The organism is Microseira sp. BLCC-F43 (genome assembly GCF_041929235.1).
In the GTDB taxonomy this organism is placed as follows: Bacteria; Cyanobacteriota; Cyanobacteriia; order Cyanobacteriales; family Aerosakkonemataceae; genus Microseira.
This window is the reverse complement of record NZ_JBHFNP010000098.1, coordinates 1-14,416: the sequence shown is the minus strand read 5'-3', so window position 1 is coordinate 14,416 and position 14,416 is coordinate 1. Positions and strand designations below refer to the sequence as shown.

Below are 14,416 nucleotides of genomic sequence, written 5' to 3'. Positions count from 1 at the left end.
ATCGAACTCATGCCGATTTTAATGCTGCTTTAAACATTCGCGACGACTATATTCTCTCTTCTACCCAACAAGGGACTCAAGAGCAGGCATCGGTCAATGTGCCTTATGTTTGGGCCGATTCTATCGGTTAGTTACAAGCCCTATCCCCTTGTGGGTGGGGCGGTTGACAGCTTCCTGCCCGTTCCATCGCTCTCTGCAAGGGTTTATCCCCCGCATCCTTAGCAACTTTTTCCCAATTTACCTGCTCTAGCACCGCATCCAACACGTCCGATATATTGCAACGCTGCTCGTAGGCGATGCGCCTTAAGATATCGTGGTGTTTTGGCTCTGAGAACTCCCCGATTTGGAAAATCGGGGGTTCTTCAATCCACTGGGTAACGCAATAGCCCAATGCTTTCGACTCCCCAACTTCATGAAGAAATCAAGGCAGAGTTGCTCCAAGGAAAACTGACAATTCCTGCTTTCGGCAACGCTTAATTGCTCGCAACTTAATACTCATCATGCCTGCCTGATCGCTGTTTCCAGCCTCCCCCAATCGTTTAAGACTGAGGACATAATGAGATGGTCGTCAGTGACGCTTCTTGCCAAAAACGCACTTAATACATCGCGCTTAACTTCCACGCCGCACTCGCACTTATGAATGCGTTGAGACAGCGATTTCTTCTCAACCTTTCCACAAATACAAGTTTGCGAAAGTTTAGTGTTTTGACAAGAAAACTTATCCACCCGTCCGCCAGCACTTTCAGCCTTGCGGACTAGGAGGGATTGAAACTCGCCTGGGGCTTTATAACCAATTTGTTCGCCCCATTTTTTCTGCCACGCTTTGACGGAAATTCTTTCCATTTTGAAGTGGTTTCCTTGGCGCAGCAAGACATTAACTAAGTGACCGTGCAGAGATTTACGGTGTTCTCTCTGACTCCGTTGAATCTCTGCTTTTCTGTGCTGAGTTTTTAGGTAACGCTTGCTGCGATTCCACTTTTTGGAACCCTTTTTAACCCTCCCTTTCTTGGTAACAGTTTTCTGTCCCCTACTAGATCTAAAATCCGCAGCGTAATTCTGGGGATTGTTGGCGCGCAACTGCCGCGCATTCTTCCTCTGCAATCTTTTGATTAGGCGATCTTTCTTATCGACTTCTACACAGAATTCTTTAATAAATGCACCAGCATCAGATACAACCCCAACCCCAGAGACATTCAGGTCAATTCCAACAATACCTTCTCCGATTAAATTTTTGGGTTTGGTGTATGGCAGCCCTTCGCACACCAGTTGCAGATACCAGCCTTGCTTGCTTTTGACTGTCTTCCGAATCATCCGACAAAACTTAATTGGAGAATTTAAAGCATGGAGAATTACTGGATCGTTCTGGTTAATTAGGACGCCTTTCAAGCCCCAAACAAGGCATTCATCTTTAAACCTGCCCTGTTTATTGGTTTTTCCTTCAATGGAGCGATAGCGGCTTTTACCCTTAAACCTAACTTTCTTGGCATTGCCGAACAGCATTTGCTCTGAAGCTTTGAAGGCGCGAGTGGCAATGGTTTGAATCGCCTGCGCGTCAAGTTTATGGGCAATCCATTTTGAGGCTTTGGCTGTCTTGGTGGCAAAGGCGTGCAAGTCGTATTCGGAGTAACGGTACGCGACTTTAGCTGCCTTAAATCGTTCTAAACGCAGCTTTTTGTCCTTTTTTGGCCTAGCCTTGGCTTCGGCATCAGCATTGCTGTTGCGTACCAGATCCAACCGTTTTTTCGCTTCGGTTAAACAGGCGTTGTACAAGTTTTGACCAGCGTTAAAACGAGCTTTCAGTTCGAGTTCGTCAGATTTGGAAGTCTTCAGTGGTATTGTGGCAACAAATGATGGCGTCTTTGTGCGAGACAAGAGCTATTCCTGTTTAAGGTGGCTATCATTATACAATAAGATCGTACTGCATTTTCTGTTGATATGGAACAACGAGATAGACAGTATCACCGCGACAAGCATTCAGTTGGAATGGCTAGCGTTCACTTGGTCTGGATACCCAAAAGAAGAAAGCCTGTCCTCGTGGGTGAGGTCAGGCTTAGGCGCTTGTCAGATTATTACGGATGTGGCAGTGGAAAGGGGTTGGATAATTCGAGCGATGGAGATTGCTCCAGACCACTACAAGTTGCTTGTGGAGTACGATCCTAAAACTCCGATTAATTCGGTTGTAAAAGCTTTTAAGGGGCGTTCATCCAGGTTGTTAAGGAAAGAGTTTCCTCATTTACTTAAGCTGTCTACTATGCAGGACGCATTCTTATTTTTATGACACGACGGGTCAGGTCACAACTGCTAAAATTATTGACTATATCAACGACCCTCACCATTCTTGACTGCGGTTAAAACCGCTCGCGTCGCTTTTCCACCCCCCAATGAATTGGGGGGCTATCAAGCTCCCGTGTTTTTCTCGTATACCTTAGCTAAGTAGCTGTATTGAGAATTGGCTAATTAGCTAATTTAATCATTAGCAGAGCGGTTGACCGATGTCTGACCATGTACCGACAGCTAGATTTGTTTGAACTTCCCTACGGAGCGCCTGCGGTTGAACCGCCGAGCGCTCCCGCTACGACTGTGATTGAGCTATTTGCAGGAGCTGGTGGGTTAGCGCTGGGATTAGAAACAGCCGGATTAGGAGCTAAAGCGCTAATTGAAATTGACAAAGATGCTGTGGCAACGCTGCGACATAATCGTCTTGAGTGGAATGTGATTCATGGCGATGTATCCAAAGTTTCTTTTGAAGGCATGAGTGCGGATATTGTAACAGGTGGATTTCCTTGTTTTGTCTCAGGAACTCACGTACTAACTGATTCTGGGTACAAAGAAATTGAATCAGTAGATTTTGAGGATTTGCTGTTTACCCATACTGGTACATTTAGACCCATAGTCAATATTCAAAGAAAGAACTTCTCAGGAAATCTCTACCGCTTAAAAGTAATTTATCTTGGAGAAGAGATTACCTGCACGCCAGAACATCCATTTTTTGCAATAGAGAGAAAAAGAGTCTGGAATAACTCTGTCAGAAGATATGAGTTTATATTGTCCAATCCTGCATGGGTGAATACAGATCAATTAACACAACACCATTATGTAGGAATTAAAGTCAACGAAGAATCTGTTTTACCTTGCTTCAGCTTTTTGCTCAAGCAGAATTCTGACACTGCTATTGAAGTGTCTCCTGATTTTGGCGACAAAAACGTATGGTTCTTAATGGGATACTTTTTAGGTGATGGTTGGATTGAGGATACGCTTAAGCCTGATGGTAGACCTACTTATAAAATTAGATTTGCAGTTGCAGACAAAAACAGAGAAGTTGTTCTTGGGAAACTTCAAGCTGTTTTACCGCTAACGTCTAAACAGTGCAGAACGGGAACTAGTGAAAAGTTTGGTTGTTCTAGTGCTATGTGGTATCACCTACTAAAGTCCTTTGGTAAGTATGCACAGGGCAAAAAGATTCCAGAGTGGGTACAAAATGCTCCTAAGGAATATATTGAGGAATTTTTAGATGGGTTTATAGCAGCTGACGGATGCACAAATTCAATTACATCTGTTTCTTATAACGTCATAGCTGGACTTCAGCGGTTGTTTTTGAAGTTGGGCAAAAGTCCGCATATCATTATTTCTCATCAGCCTGGAGAAAAAATTATAGAGGGAAGGCTTGTCAAAACAAAGAAAACATATATGCTTAGAGGCTTTAACTCTGGTAATCATGCGGTAATTTTTAAAGATGGATATGCCTGGTTTAAGATTAAACGAGTAAATTTATTACCTGTGGAAAATCAAGAGGTTTTCAACTTTGAAGTAGCTGATGATAACTCCTATTGTGTACAACAAGTTGTAGTTCACAATTGCCAATCCTTCAGCTATGCAGGCAAAGGTTTAGGGTTTGAAGACACTCGCGGCACTTTATTTTATGAATTTGCCCGCTGCATTAAAGAAGTACAGCCTAAACTATTTTTAGCTGAAAATGTCAAAGGATTAATCAGCCATGAAAAAGGCAAAACACTTAAAACAGTTTTATCAGTTCTAGAATCTCTTGGTTATAACATTCAATATCGTTTACTAAATGCAGTGAATTATGACGTTCCACAAAAGCGAGAAAGAGTAATTATTGTTGGAACTCGTCCGGGTATTCGGTTTCAGTATCCTGCACCCTCACCCAAGATACTTACTTTAAGAGATGCACTAAAAGATGTTCCGCCTTCTGAGGGAATGAAATATAGCCCAAAAAGATTGGCTGTTTTAGCGCTAGTTCCCCCTGGTGGATGTTGGCGAGATTTACCTGAAGAAATTCAGAAAAGCTACATGATGAAAAGCTACTATCTCACAGGTGGACGTACTGGTATGGCGCGTCGAATTTCTTGGGATGAACCCAGTCTAACTCTGACGACTTCACCTTCACAAAAACAGACAGAGCGCTGTCACCCAGACGAGACTAGACCTTTTACTGTCAGAGAGTATGCCAGAATTCAAACATTTCCTGATGATTGGGAATTTATAGGCGGAATGGGTTCTAAGTATAAGCAAATTGGGAATGCGGTTCCTGTGAGTTTTGCATATCACTTAGGACGGGCAATAGTTAATGCTTTATTATCTACCTAAATCTAAGCTATTAATTCAATAAGCTCTATCGAACAAAGTTCTAAACCTTTCCTTTTCTGCTTGCGTCAATTGATTCACTCCTGCAACCTTACTAATCGCGTCCGGTAAAATGTCGAACAGCATACTCAAGGATCCTGGAACACCACTAGCCAGATCGTAAAAATCTTGACCTTTAATAATTAATATTTTATGGTTGGGATATCGTCTCTTTTTAGTCTTATTATCTATAGGAGTAAATGGTCGATTATAAATTAAATTGTTTCTATCTTTTTTGGTAATTATTTCTACATAGTAGGCTGTAAAGTCTTGATACGTTGGCGTTTGCAGTGCATATAATAAATTCTCATAAATAGAAATTCTTTCACTTCCTTTAACAGTGTTATACTTGTTTTTTAGCTCCGCGATAATTTTTAGGGCAGGATTACAAACATCTATTAGTTGACCCCTGCCAAGATTTTGCCAGCCAGGTATACTACCTATAATTTTTTGATGAAATTCCCCGATGGCATTTTGAACAGTTTTTTGCTGTTGTCTAACTGTTTATTTGAGAAGCCAATCATCGAGACTGATGCCATTAACCACACCATCAAATATAGCTGAAAAAGGAGCTATAACATTTTTATATAAACTGTCGGCTGGTCTTGCTTGAACTTGAAAAATACAATTAACAACAGTTTGAACGGCACTTTCTAGGTCATTATCGGAAATGTAAGGCAAATAACTCATAAAATTTTAGACTTGAGATAGTAATGCGATCGTAAAAATTGTATCATGGTGCAGTAAGAAAGATAATTCCCTTGGATTTGTCTAGGGTGAGCGATATGCCTCCCTTCCGCTTCGCGAACGCATCCCCAAACGAATTGCTTTCAGACTTGGGATAGAAAAAATCCCTATCCTCTCTTGCTAGGGTAAGGGTTGAGTTATCGCTACCCTTATGAAACTAGACCATCGTCGTAAAGAAATACTGCGCGGTATCTTTGCGGTGTGTACCATCATCGTGGGCATCACGCACTTTATCAGACCCGAACAATACGCTAGAATTGTGCCACCCCAATTGCCTAACCCGGTTGCGTTGGTTTATATTAGCGGCTTTTTTGAGATTTTAGGCGGGATTGGGTTAATGATTCCCTTTGTCAGCGTCGCAGCGGCGTGGGGATTGATTGCTTTATTTATCGCCGTGTTTCCAGCTAATATCAACATGGCAGTCAATAATATTCCGATTGAAGGAATTCCCCACAATCAAGTATTGTACTGGGTTAGACTTCCATTTCAAGCGGTTTTAATTGCTTGGGCATATTGGTATACTAGAAAACCACAGGAACAACCAGGTGCAGAAATAATTGAAAAAACCGCAGGATCGCTGATTAATGAAACTGCTGCAACTTTGAGCGATCGCTAGCAGAAACCCGGTTTCTTTAACAAACCCGGTTTCTTGCTGCTTACTCTGGTGAGTAAGCCACGATTTTTCCGAGAAACTCTCAGAGAAACCCGGTTTCTTGCTGCTTACTCTGGGGACAAAGCCACGATTTTTCCGAGAAACCCGGTTTGTTTAAGAAACCGGGTTTCTCACTGATGTAAAATAAACATCATCACAGTATAAATCCTTTAAAAATGCGAGAACTTTACCCACCTAGAGAACCTTATAACTCAGGATATCTAAAAGTTTCTGACCTTCATACTATTCATTTTGAAGAGTCTGGTAACCCCCAGGGAAAACCCATTGTATTATTGCACGGGGGGCCAGGGGGTGGATGTCCGCCGTTTTATCGACAATATTTTGACCCGGAAAAATGGCGGTTGATAATGTTTGACCAACGCGGTTGCGGTCAAAGTAAACCCCATGCGGAATTGCAAGAAAATACAACTTGGGATTTAGTTAATGACATTGAGAAGCTGCGAGAACATTTAAATATTCAGCAATGGGTTGTTTTTGGTGGTAGTTGGGGAAGTACTTTATCCTTAGCTTACAGTCAAACTCATCCAGACCGTTGCCAGGGTTTAATTTTGCGCGGCATTTTTATGTTGAGACAAAAAGAAATACGCTGGTTTTATCAAGAAGGAGCGAGTTATATTTTCCCGGATGCTTGGGAGGAATATGTTAAACCCATTCCAATAAATGAAAGGGATGATATGCTGAACGCTTATTATAAAAGGTTGACTAACCCTGATGCTCAAATTAGATTAGAAGCGGCACGTGCTTGGTCAATTTGGGAGGCGAGTACGAGTAGATTATTTCCAGATTTAGATTTAAAGCAAAGGTTTGGGGTTGATGTATTCGCCGAAGCATTTGCCAGAATTGAGTGCCATTACTTTATCAATAAGGGATTTCTTGAACCGGAAGAGCAACTGCTTTTAAATGTTAATCGCATTCGCCATATTCCGGCGGTTATCGTTCAGGGACGTTACGATGTTGTTTGTCCGATGATATCAGCTTGGGAACTGCATCGTGCTTGGTCTGAAGCTGAATTTATTGTAGTTCCCGATGCCGGACATTCGATGAGCGAACCGGGAATTCGCAGTGCATTAATTGAGGCGACGGATAAGTTTGCAGGTTTTTAGTAAGCCAAATTGCTAATTGCTAATTGCTCATTGCTAATTGCTAATTGCTCATGGGAATATTTTGTGGATCTACCATTAGCCATTAGCTATTAGCCATTACCTATTAGCCATTAGCCATTAGCTATTAGCCATTAGCTTTTTTATCGCTGCGATCGCAACTTGTATCCCCCGTTGTTTTTGCGGATCGGCGCCTTGGGTATATTCTGGAGAAAATGGCACTACAACATCGGGTGTGACGCCAACTCCTTCTAGCCTTTGGTTTCCGTCAACATAAACATCGGCGACTGCTACGTAAAGCAAGCTATTATCTGACATCAAAAACGGAAAACCTGCAACGACTGCACCTGCTGTTTTAGTCCCGACAACCGGGCCGATATCATATTGTTGAAAGCCATAAGCTAAAATTTCTTTAGCGCTGCGACTGCCTTCATTTACTATCATTACTACGGGTTTATTCCAATGTGCGATGTCTGTCCCTCGCCTGCCGTCGCGGCGAATATTTGTCACGCTTGGCCCTCTTGCTGTATAGATATTTAAGGCACCCAGTGGCGCGCCTCCCCATCCATCTCTGAGGTCTAAAACTAACCCGTCGGCTTCTCTTAAACGACCGTAAAATAAATCTGATTCTAATTGTTCTTGATATTGGTCGCCAGCATAAGACCAGATGTGAACGTAGCCAATTTTTTTCCCATCCCGTTGTATTATTTGGGTGCTAGCTTGCATCGCATCGAGAAACATCGTAGTTGCATCCAGCATTTTTGGCGTGACGGTAATTTCTTGCTGATTGTTGAGCGATCGCTCAATTTTCATCTTGACATTTTGACCAGCTTTACCCTCAAAAGATTGAACTGGTTTAAATGGACGACCTTCTACACTAATTATTCTATCTCCCACTAGCAGTCCTGCATTAGCTGCGGGAGAACCATCTAAAACACCACTAACAAATGTCTTGCCATTGATATCTTTAGTAAATATACCAATGCCGCTGTATTCAATCTTACCTTGCGGGAATATCTTTTTTAGCTGCTGTTGTAAGTCGGGAATTCTTGGTGCAAATATGCCTAAAACTTGATAGTAAGCTGGATCTTCTGGCGTGTAGAAGCGGGTATGAGAGGTTTTTAATTCGGCAAGCATTTGATTGATAATATTAGCCGCTTCTTCCTGGGAATGCGCTTTTGTGACTTGCGATTCGTATTTTTGTTTCAGCGCTTTCCAATCAACGCCATTAAACTTGGAATCGTAAAAGTTATCGTTGACAGTTTGCCAAACTTCACCAAAAATTTTAGCTGGCGGTTCTCCTCTAGTGGGAAGTTCTGGTAAAAACAATCCCCATAGCAAGAGAATACCAACTCCGAGCAAAGTTATGAGTAGTTTAAATCTTTTCATCGGGTAGGGATAGAGCAACAACTACTTCAGGACTTACGCGCAAGTTCCCGGTTTCTCCGAAAAATTGTTGCTTTGGAAGAGATCGACGGTCTCACCTTTGTTTCTTTTCTCGTCATTTGCCGCATTCGTAGGTTAGCATTTTCCCCACCCCGATGAAATCGTCCGACTGGTTGAAAATTTTCAGGACTTACGCACGACTATCTTATCACCAAAGTTTCTTGCTGCGTTCGCGCCAGCTAGGGTATGCATATCTCTAGTTCTCTTGCGACGATTTTTCAGAGAAACTTTGGTATTTGCGTAAGTCCTGAATTTTGTCAAAAATCAACGCTTGCCGAACAACCTTGAGGCAACACTAATGACACCCAAGGCTAGTAAACTCAAAACTGAGCCTGGTTCTGGGATTGACTTACTAGCAGACTTATCGAAGGATCTTGCCTGTAAATTTGCTGTATAGGTATTGAATACAGGCTGGAAATTAAACTCAGCTACTGTCTTTCCTGGAGAGGGATCGATGTCAGTGATGGTTAAGCTGGAAACGCCCTTACCGAGTAGAGAAACTAAGTCAATATTGTCACCGGATTTGAATTGACCCAGAATTTTGCCTTCTGCTGCAACGGTAAATAAGTTGTCAGCATCGTCGGTGAAGAAGTCGAGAATATTCGTAATTACAGAATCCCCCTCTACCTTATATTCTATCCCGTAAGTTGTTGGTGGGTCAACCCAAGTACCGCTGGATACATTTGAGAAACGTTGCAAGTCTTTAACAGTTGTATCGGGAAGTAATGCCGTGTATTGGGTTTGTCCTGCTAGCCAAGTCTGCGCCTTAGTGCTATTTGCGATCGCCGTCTTCATATCTCCTCCTGAAGACATTTTTGATGAGTCGTATGACCCCTGAGTGTCCAAGGGTTTATTTCCCATTGCTGAAACGATTGTGTTCTGGGATAAAGTCGGGACTGCGCTTTCTAATACACTTGTTTCTGTTGCCGTTGCTGCAACGTTAGAATCGGTAAGCATTGTCTTGGTTCCGACTGTTTGTACCGAGTTTTCTAATCCAGTTGCGGTGTCTAATGTAAAAGCGGTGTTTAATGTGTTTGTTGCTGCTGTGATTGCTGCAACGATGGGATCGGTAAAGATTGGATCGCTTGCCACTGTTTCTACCGAGGTGTCTAATTTGCTTAAATCCGTTGCACCCGATAACAGCATTGAGTCGGTTGTATTTGCTTGTAATGTGCTGTCTAATCCACTTAAAGTGTTGTATTTGCTAAACAGACTTTTAGCTTGCTGTTTAGTACTATTCTGTTTAACTTCTAATACAGTTAGATTGGTAGGCTTACTGAAATTACGCCGATACGCCCCTGTAACAGATCCCGAAGCCGATTCTTCATTTCCGATAAAATCTTGTTTTTTTGAAAAGCTATTTATTTGGACGTTGCGACTCTTTTGAGCGAATAGATAATCCGGGAAACTTGGAGTTGACAAGTTTCCGGAGAGAAGAAAGTAATCTAAGAACCCTATATTCTGGCTGTTAGTCGTATCCAACACCAAAAAGTAGATATTTCCAGCCGCCTTAGCACTTTCTGTAAACCAAGTATCAATTGAAGTTTTCAGGTCTAACTTACCGAAGAAATCAAACTTGAAAGACTCGTTTTGTCCGACCAAGAAGTTGCCGACAACTTTAGCATTACTGTCTGATGTCCCTAAGTATTTATTCCCTGCACCTAGACCCAGACTTAAGGTTGTATTGTAGGCCAAGGGGTTCTGCTGAAGAAAAACTGCATAAGCTGAACCATAGTCAACTATTGAACTGCCTGGGGCTGCATTCGTATAAACATGGCTTTCGGCTTTAGTAGAAGTTGCAGTCGGCTTATGACTAAAGTTATTTAATAGGAAGTCGGCTCCAGAATAGGCTAAAGTGGCAGCCTGAGCAGGTGTAGATGCGATCCCATAACCAGTGGCTATCGGAATCAGGCTCAAAAATAAGCGATGCACCAATCCTAATCTATTTGGTTTCTTGTCAAACTCGTTTCCTTGCTTCAACATGATTTTTTTCCTTGGGTTAATCTCGTGATGGGATTGACAGCGATTCTAGCTTTCACTTCCCATCACCTGTTGCCATTTTGGCAGAGCAATATTTTTTAATTAAAAATATATAAATAGTTAAAAATCATGGCTAAGAGCTAGTTTTCAAGCCAGCTATTAGCCATGTAATGAAGATAAGATTAACTAGACTTAAACCCAAACATACAATATCTCAGATGCAAATTTAATACATGCCAAAATGGCAACTATCCCCTGGTAGGCTCGTTTATATTTAAAGCCATACAACCAAGGTTGCCAGCGAGGCTCGCGCATCAATTAATTAATTCGTTCCGAGAAATTAGGAGAGTTCTATGAGTCATCCATTTGATTTAGATCCGGCCGAATTAGAAGCGCTAGACTTAGATTTTGCCGAGGAACTCAGCAACGAGGAAGCGGAACAAGTGGCAGGGGGGCTATTGGTCACAACTCTAGCTATTGGTGAAGAAGGTGGTTGTTGGCCTAAACCAACGCCTAAACCGATTCCCATCGATCCTTGCGTCACGACTAAGGCTTTAGGTGAAGAGGGCGGCATCACAAAAGCTCTATATGAAGATGGTGGATGTCCTGTAACCACACTCGCTCTAGGCGAAGAAGGCGGATATACTACCCAATCTTGTGCTGAAACAGGATGCGATCCCGGAACAATTGACATGGCTTGGTAAAGCTTTCGTAAACTATACGGTAAAGGCAGGGCGACTCGACAAGTCGTCCTACTTTTGCGTTTAAAACTAGATTAAAAGCAGACCAACTCACCCACAGCAGGCTTACAACGGTCTGGGTTCAAATACTATCGCGGCATAGAGCTAGTTTTCCAGCAAGCTATTAGCCATGTAATCAAGATAATCTTAACTAGACTTAAACCCAAACATACAAGATATCAGATGCAAATTTAATCAATGGCAAAATGGCAACTATTCCCAGGTAGGCTGGTTTATATTTAAAGCGATACCACCAAGGTTGAAAGCGAGGCTCGCCCATCAATTAATTAATTCAAATTAGGAGAGTTCTATGGGTCATCCGTTTGATTTAGATCCAGCCCAATTAGAAGCAATCGACTTAGATTTTGCCGAGCAACTCAGCGACGAGGAAGCGGCACAAGTGGCAGGGGGGCTATCAATTGCCACAACTCGGGCTATTGGTGAAGAAGGTGGTTGTTGGCCTAAGCCTTGGCCTAAACCGATTCCCATCGATCCTCCCATCACGACTAAGGCTTTAGGTGAAGAGGGCGGCATCACAGACGCTTTATGTGAAGACGGTGGGTGTGCAAGCACAGAGGCTTTAGGCGAAGAAGGCGGATATATTACCCAATCTTGTGCTGAAACAGGATGCGATCCCGGAACAATTGAATTGGCTTGGTAAAGCTTTCGTAAACTATACGGTAAAGGTAGGGCGACTCGACAAGTCGTCCTACTTTTGCGTTTAAAACTCAGATTAAAAGCAGACCAACTCACCCACAGCAGGCTTACAACGGTCCGGGTTCAAATACTATCGCGGCATAGAGCTAGTTTTCCAGCAAGCTATTAGCCATGTAATCAAGATAATCTTAACTAGACTTAAACCCAAACATACAAGATATCAGATGTAAATTTAATCAATGGCAAAATGGCAACTATTCCCAGGTAGGCTGGTTTATATTTAAAGCCATACAACCAAGGTTGCCAGCGAGGCTCGCGCATCGATTAATTAATTCATTCCTAGAAATTAGGAGAGTTCTATGAGTCATCCGTTTGATTTAGATCCGGCCGAATTAGAAGCGCTAGACTTAGATTTTGCAGAGCAACTCAGCCACGAGGAAGCGGCACAAGTCGGAGGGGGGCTATCAATTGCCACAACTCGGGCTATTGGTGAAGAAGGTGGTTGTTGGCCTCAACCTGAGCCCAAACCGATTCCCATCGATCCTTGCGTCACGACTAAGGCTTTAGGTGAAGAGGGCGGCATCACAAAAGCTCTATATGAAAACGGTGGACCTCCTTTAACCACACTCGCTCTAGGTGAGGAGGGCGGATGTATTACCCAATCTTGTGCTGAAACAGGATGCGATCCGGAACCAATTTATTGGTAAAGCTTCCCTAACCTATACGGCAAAGGCAGGGCGACTCGGCGAGTCGTCCTGCCTTTGTCATAAAAACTTATAGAATTTAACGCGAAAACCCCGTGTTTTTAAACCGGGGTAACCGCGTGAGACTGATATCGAGCGCATCTTGTTCAATTACTGGGGCAGGAAAGCGGGCTATCAAGCTGCGAATCAATTCTGATTTGCTCATGTTTCGCCCTATAGCCTCTTGTTGCAATTGCAGTGCCTCATACTTGGTTAATCTAACTCTTACTTCACAATTTTTCAGAATTTTGTATACCCAAATGTAGCTACATATAATCTACTAGATATAGAACATTGAGAGTCAGAGTAATGCTGGTTTTAGAGTACAAGGTTAAAGCGCGCGTTAATCAATACCAAGCAATTGAGTCAGCTATCAAAACGACTCAGTTTGTTAGGAATAAATGTATTAGGTATTGGATGGATGCGCCCAAAGAAGCTAAAATCAATGGTTTTGCTTTAAACAAGTACTCAACAGAACTACGTAATCAATTCTCATTTGTTAAAGATTTAAACTCAATGGCGGTGCAAGCTGCTGCTGAACGCGGATGGTTTGCAATTTCTCGGTTTTACGAGAACTGTAAATCCAAAAAACCTGGGAAAAAGGGTTTTCCACGCTTCCAGAAAGATAATCGCTCAGTTGAGTATAAGACCAGCGGATGGAAATTGCATCCAACCAAACGCCGGATTACCTTTAGTGACAAGAAAGGTATTGGTGAGTTAAAGCTATTAGGTAAGTGGGATATTCATACCTACCCCGCTAAGTCAATTAAAAGGGTTAGACTGTTGCGCCGTGCTGACGGTTACTATTGTCAATTTGTACTTGATATTGAAGTCAAGGAACAACTCGAACCAACCGGAAATGCCATCGGATTAGATGTAGGGCTTGAGTATTTTTATACTGATTCCAATGGATATCAAACAGAAAATCCCAGGTTTTTACGGAAGGCTGAGCAAGCTATCAAACACGCCGGGCGTCGCATCTACAAAAAGGAAAAAGGTAAAAACGGACGCTCCCATGCACGTAAAAGATTTGCCAAGAAACATCTAAAAGTAAGTAGGCAACGTAATGAACACGCCAAAAAATTAGCGCGTTGCGTACTCAAGTCTAACGACAAGCGTGGCCTATGAAGATTTAGCTGTTCGCAACATGGTCAAGAATCACTGTTTAGCTAAGTCCATTAACGACGCAGGATGGTCACAGTTTAGGCAGTGGCTTGAATATAATGCTTGTAAATTTGAGGGCGTTGCTGTTGCTGTAGCGCCACAATACACAAGCCAAAAGTGTAGCAATTGTGGTGCAATCGTGAAGAAGTCTCTATCAACTCGTACCCACGCTTGTAAGTGTGGGTGCAGATTGAATCGGGATGAAAATGCGGCAATAAATATTTTAAACCTTGCGAGAGCAAGCTACGGGAGGGCATCCCGGAAGTAACGCTGTCGGAGTTGGAACCTCTACTTTGCTTGGTGTAAATCTGATTAAGCAAGTTCTGACGTTGAGTACAGAATCCCCGCGTTTTTAAACCGGGGAGTGTCAAAAAACTCAGAGTGAACTACTCCACCCCATGGCGGATGGGGTTTCCCAATTCAACGGGGATAGCGTCCAACAAAACCGAAATTTTGCCAGTCCGACTTACATCCCCTCCAAGGGCAGTATCGCTAGTTCCTAACGACAATATTCGCAGGGCT

At 42.7% G+C, this 14,416-nt stretch carries 10 protein-coding genes and 3 pseudogenes; 8 read left to right on the top strand and 5 right to left on the bottom strand.

All coding sequences use genetic code 11. From position 1 onward, the window contains the following. Positions 1-127 precede the first annotated feature (127 nt). Entirely contained in the window at positions 128-391 is a 264-nt protein-coding gene (locus tag ACE1CM_RS15075; protein ID WP_374878331.1) for a hypothetical protein, read from the bottom strand. 107 nt (positions 392-498) lie between these two features. Continuing rightward, positions 499-1,872, bottom strand: a complete 1,374-nt coding sequence (locus ACE1CM_RS15070; RefSeq protein ID WP_374878330.1) for a zinc ribbon domain-containing protein — start codon at positions 1,870-1,872, stop codon at positions 499-501. 63 nt (positions 1,873-1,935) lie between these two features. On the opposite strand from ACE1CM_RS15070, the pseudogene tnpA reads away from it, so the two are divergent. Together tnpA and dcm are read left to right on the top strand one after the other, a co-directional pair. Next, a pseudogene (tnpA, locus tag ACE1CM_RS15065) lies at positions 1,936-2,342 on the top strand (IS200/IS605 family transposase). 160 nt (positions 2,343-2,502) lie between these two features. Further along, positions 2,503-4,608: a DNA (cytosine-5-)-methyltransferase gene (dcm, locus tag ACE1CM_RS15060; protein ID WP_374878329.1), complete on the top strand. Its 2,106-nt coding sequence runs from the start codon at positions 2,503-2,505 to the stop codon at positions 4,606-4,608. 15 nt (positions 4,609-4,623) lie between these two features. On the opposite strand, the pseudogene ACE1CM_RS15055 reads toward dcm, so the two are convergent. Then, positions 4,624-5,334, bottom strand: a pseudogene (locus ACE1CM_RS15055) (Eco47II family restriction endonuclease). Between the two features lie 208 nt (positions 5,335-5,542). Between ACE1CM_RS15055 and ACE1CM_RS15050 the strand changes: the two are divergent. Next, positions 5,543-6,007 (top strand): DoxX family protein, encoded by a 465-nt coding sequence (locus tag ACE1CM_RS15050; RefSeq protein ID WP_374878328.1) that lies wholly within the window; start codon positions 5,543-5,545, stop codon positions 6,005-6,007. Between the two features lie 212 nt (positions 6,008-6,219). Continuing rightward, positions 6,220-7,167, top strand: coding sequence for a prolyl aminopeptidase (gene pip, locus ACE1CM_RS15045; protein WP_374878327.1), 948 nt, complete (start codon positions 6,220-6,222; stop codon positions 7,165-7,167). Positions 7,168-7,284: 117 nt separating this feature from the next. Here the strand turns inward: pip and ACE1CM_RS15040 are convergent, their stop codons facing one another. Then, the gene (locus ACE1CM_RS15040) at positions 7,285-8,553 is read right to left on the bottom strand and encodes a S41 family peptidase (protein ID WP_374878326.1); all 1,269 of its coding nucleotides are present in this window, start codon (positions 8,551-8,553) and stop codon (positions 7,285-7,287) included. A gap of 321 nt (positions 8,554-8,874) precedes the next feature. Then, on the bottom strand, positions 8,875-10,593 hold the full coding sequence (locus ACE1CM_RS15035) for a hypothetical protein (protein WP_374878325.1): 1,719 nt from the start codon (positions 10,591-10,593) through the stop codon (positions 8,875-8,877). Positions 10,594-10,943: 350 nt separating this feature from the next. On the opposite strand from ACE1CM_RS15035, the gene ACE1CM_RS15030 reads away from it, so the two are divergent. From ACE1CM_RS15030 to ACE1CM_RS15015, 4 genes and pseudogenes are all read left to right on the top strand, one after another. Beyond that, positions 10,944-11,294 carry a hypothetical protein gene (locus tag ACE1CM_RS15030; RefSeq protein ID WP_374878324.1) on the top strand — a complete coding sequence of 117 codons (351 nt, stop codon included), beginning with the start codon at positions 10,944-10,946 and terminating at the stop codon, positions 11,292-11,294. Positions 11,295-11,640: 346 nt separating this feature from the next. Then, on the top strand, positions 11,641-11,991 hold the full coding sequence (locus tag ACE1CM_RS15025; protein WP_374878323.1) for a hypothetical protein: 351 nt from the start codon (positions 11,641-11,643) through the stop codon (positions 11,989-11,991). A gap of 355 nt (positions 11,992-12,346) precedes the next feature. Next, positions 12,347-12,694, top strand: coding sequence for a hypothetical protein (locus tag ACE1CM_RS15020; protein ID WP_374878322.1), 348 nt, complete (start codon positions 12,347-12,349; stop codon positions 12,692-12,694). A gap of 345 nt (positions 12,695-13,039) precedes the next feature. Further along, positions 13,040-14,250, top strand: a pseudogene (locus ACE1CM_RS15015) (RNA-guided endonuclease InsQ/TnpB family protein). Positions 14,251-14,416 lie beyond the last annotated feature (166 nt).

Coding starts and splice junctions, on each gene's coding strand:
- dcm (WP_374878329.1), top strand. CDS start 2,503: ATGTACCGACAGCTAGATTTGTTTGAACTTCCCTACGGAGCGCCTGCG.
- ACE1CM_RS15050 (WP_374878328.1), top strand. CDS start 5,543: ATGAAACTAGACCATCGTCGTAAAGAAATACTGCGCGGTATCTTTGCG.
- pip (WP_374878327.1), top strand. CDS start 6,220: ATGCGAGAACTTTACCCACCTAGAGAACCTTATAACTCAGGATATCTA.
- ACE1CM_RS15040 (WP_374878326.1), bottom strand. CDS start 8,553: ATGAAAAGATTTAAACTACTCATAACTTTGCTCGGAGTTGGTATTCTC.
- ACE1CM_RS15035 (WP_374878325.1), bottom strand. CDS start 10,593: ATGTTGAAGCAAGGAAACGAGTTTGACAAGAAACCAAATAGATTAGGA.
- ACE1CM_RS15030 (WP_374878324.1), top strand. CDS start 10,944: ATGAGTCATCCATTTGATTTAGATCCGGCCGAATTAGAAGCGCTAGAC.
- ACE1CM_RS15025 (WP_374878323.1), top strand. CDS start 11,641: ATGGGTCATCCGTTTGATTTAGATCCAGCCCAATTAGAAGCAATCGAC.
- ACE1CM_RS15020 (WP_374878322.1), top strand. CDS start 12,347: ATGAGTCATCCGTTTGATTTAGATCCGGCCGAATTAGAAGCGCTAGAC.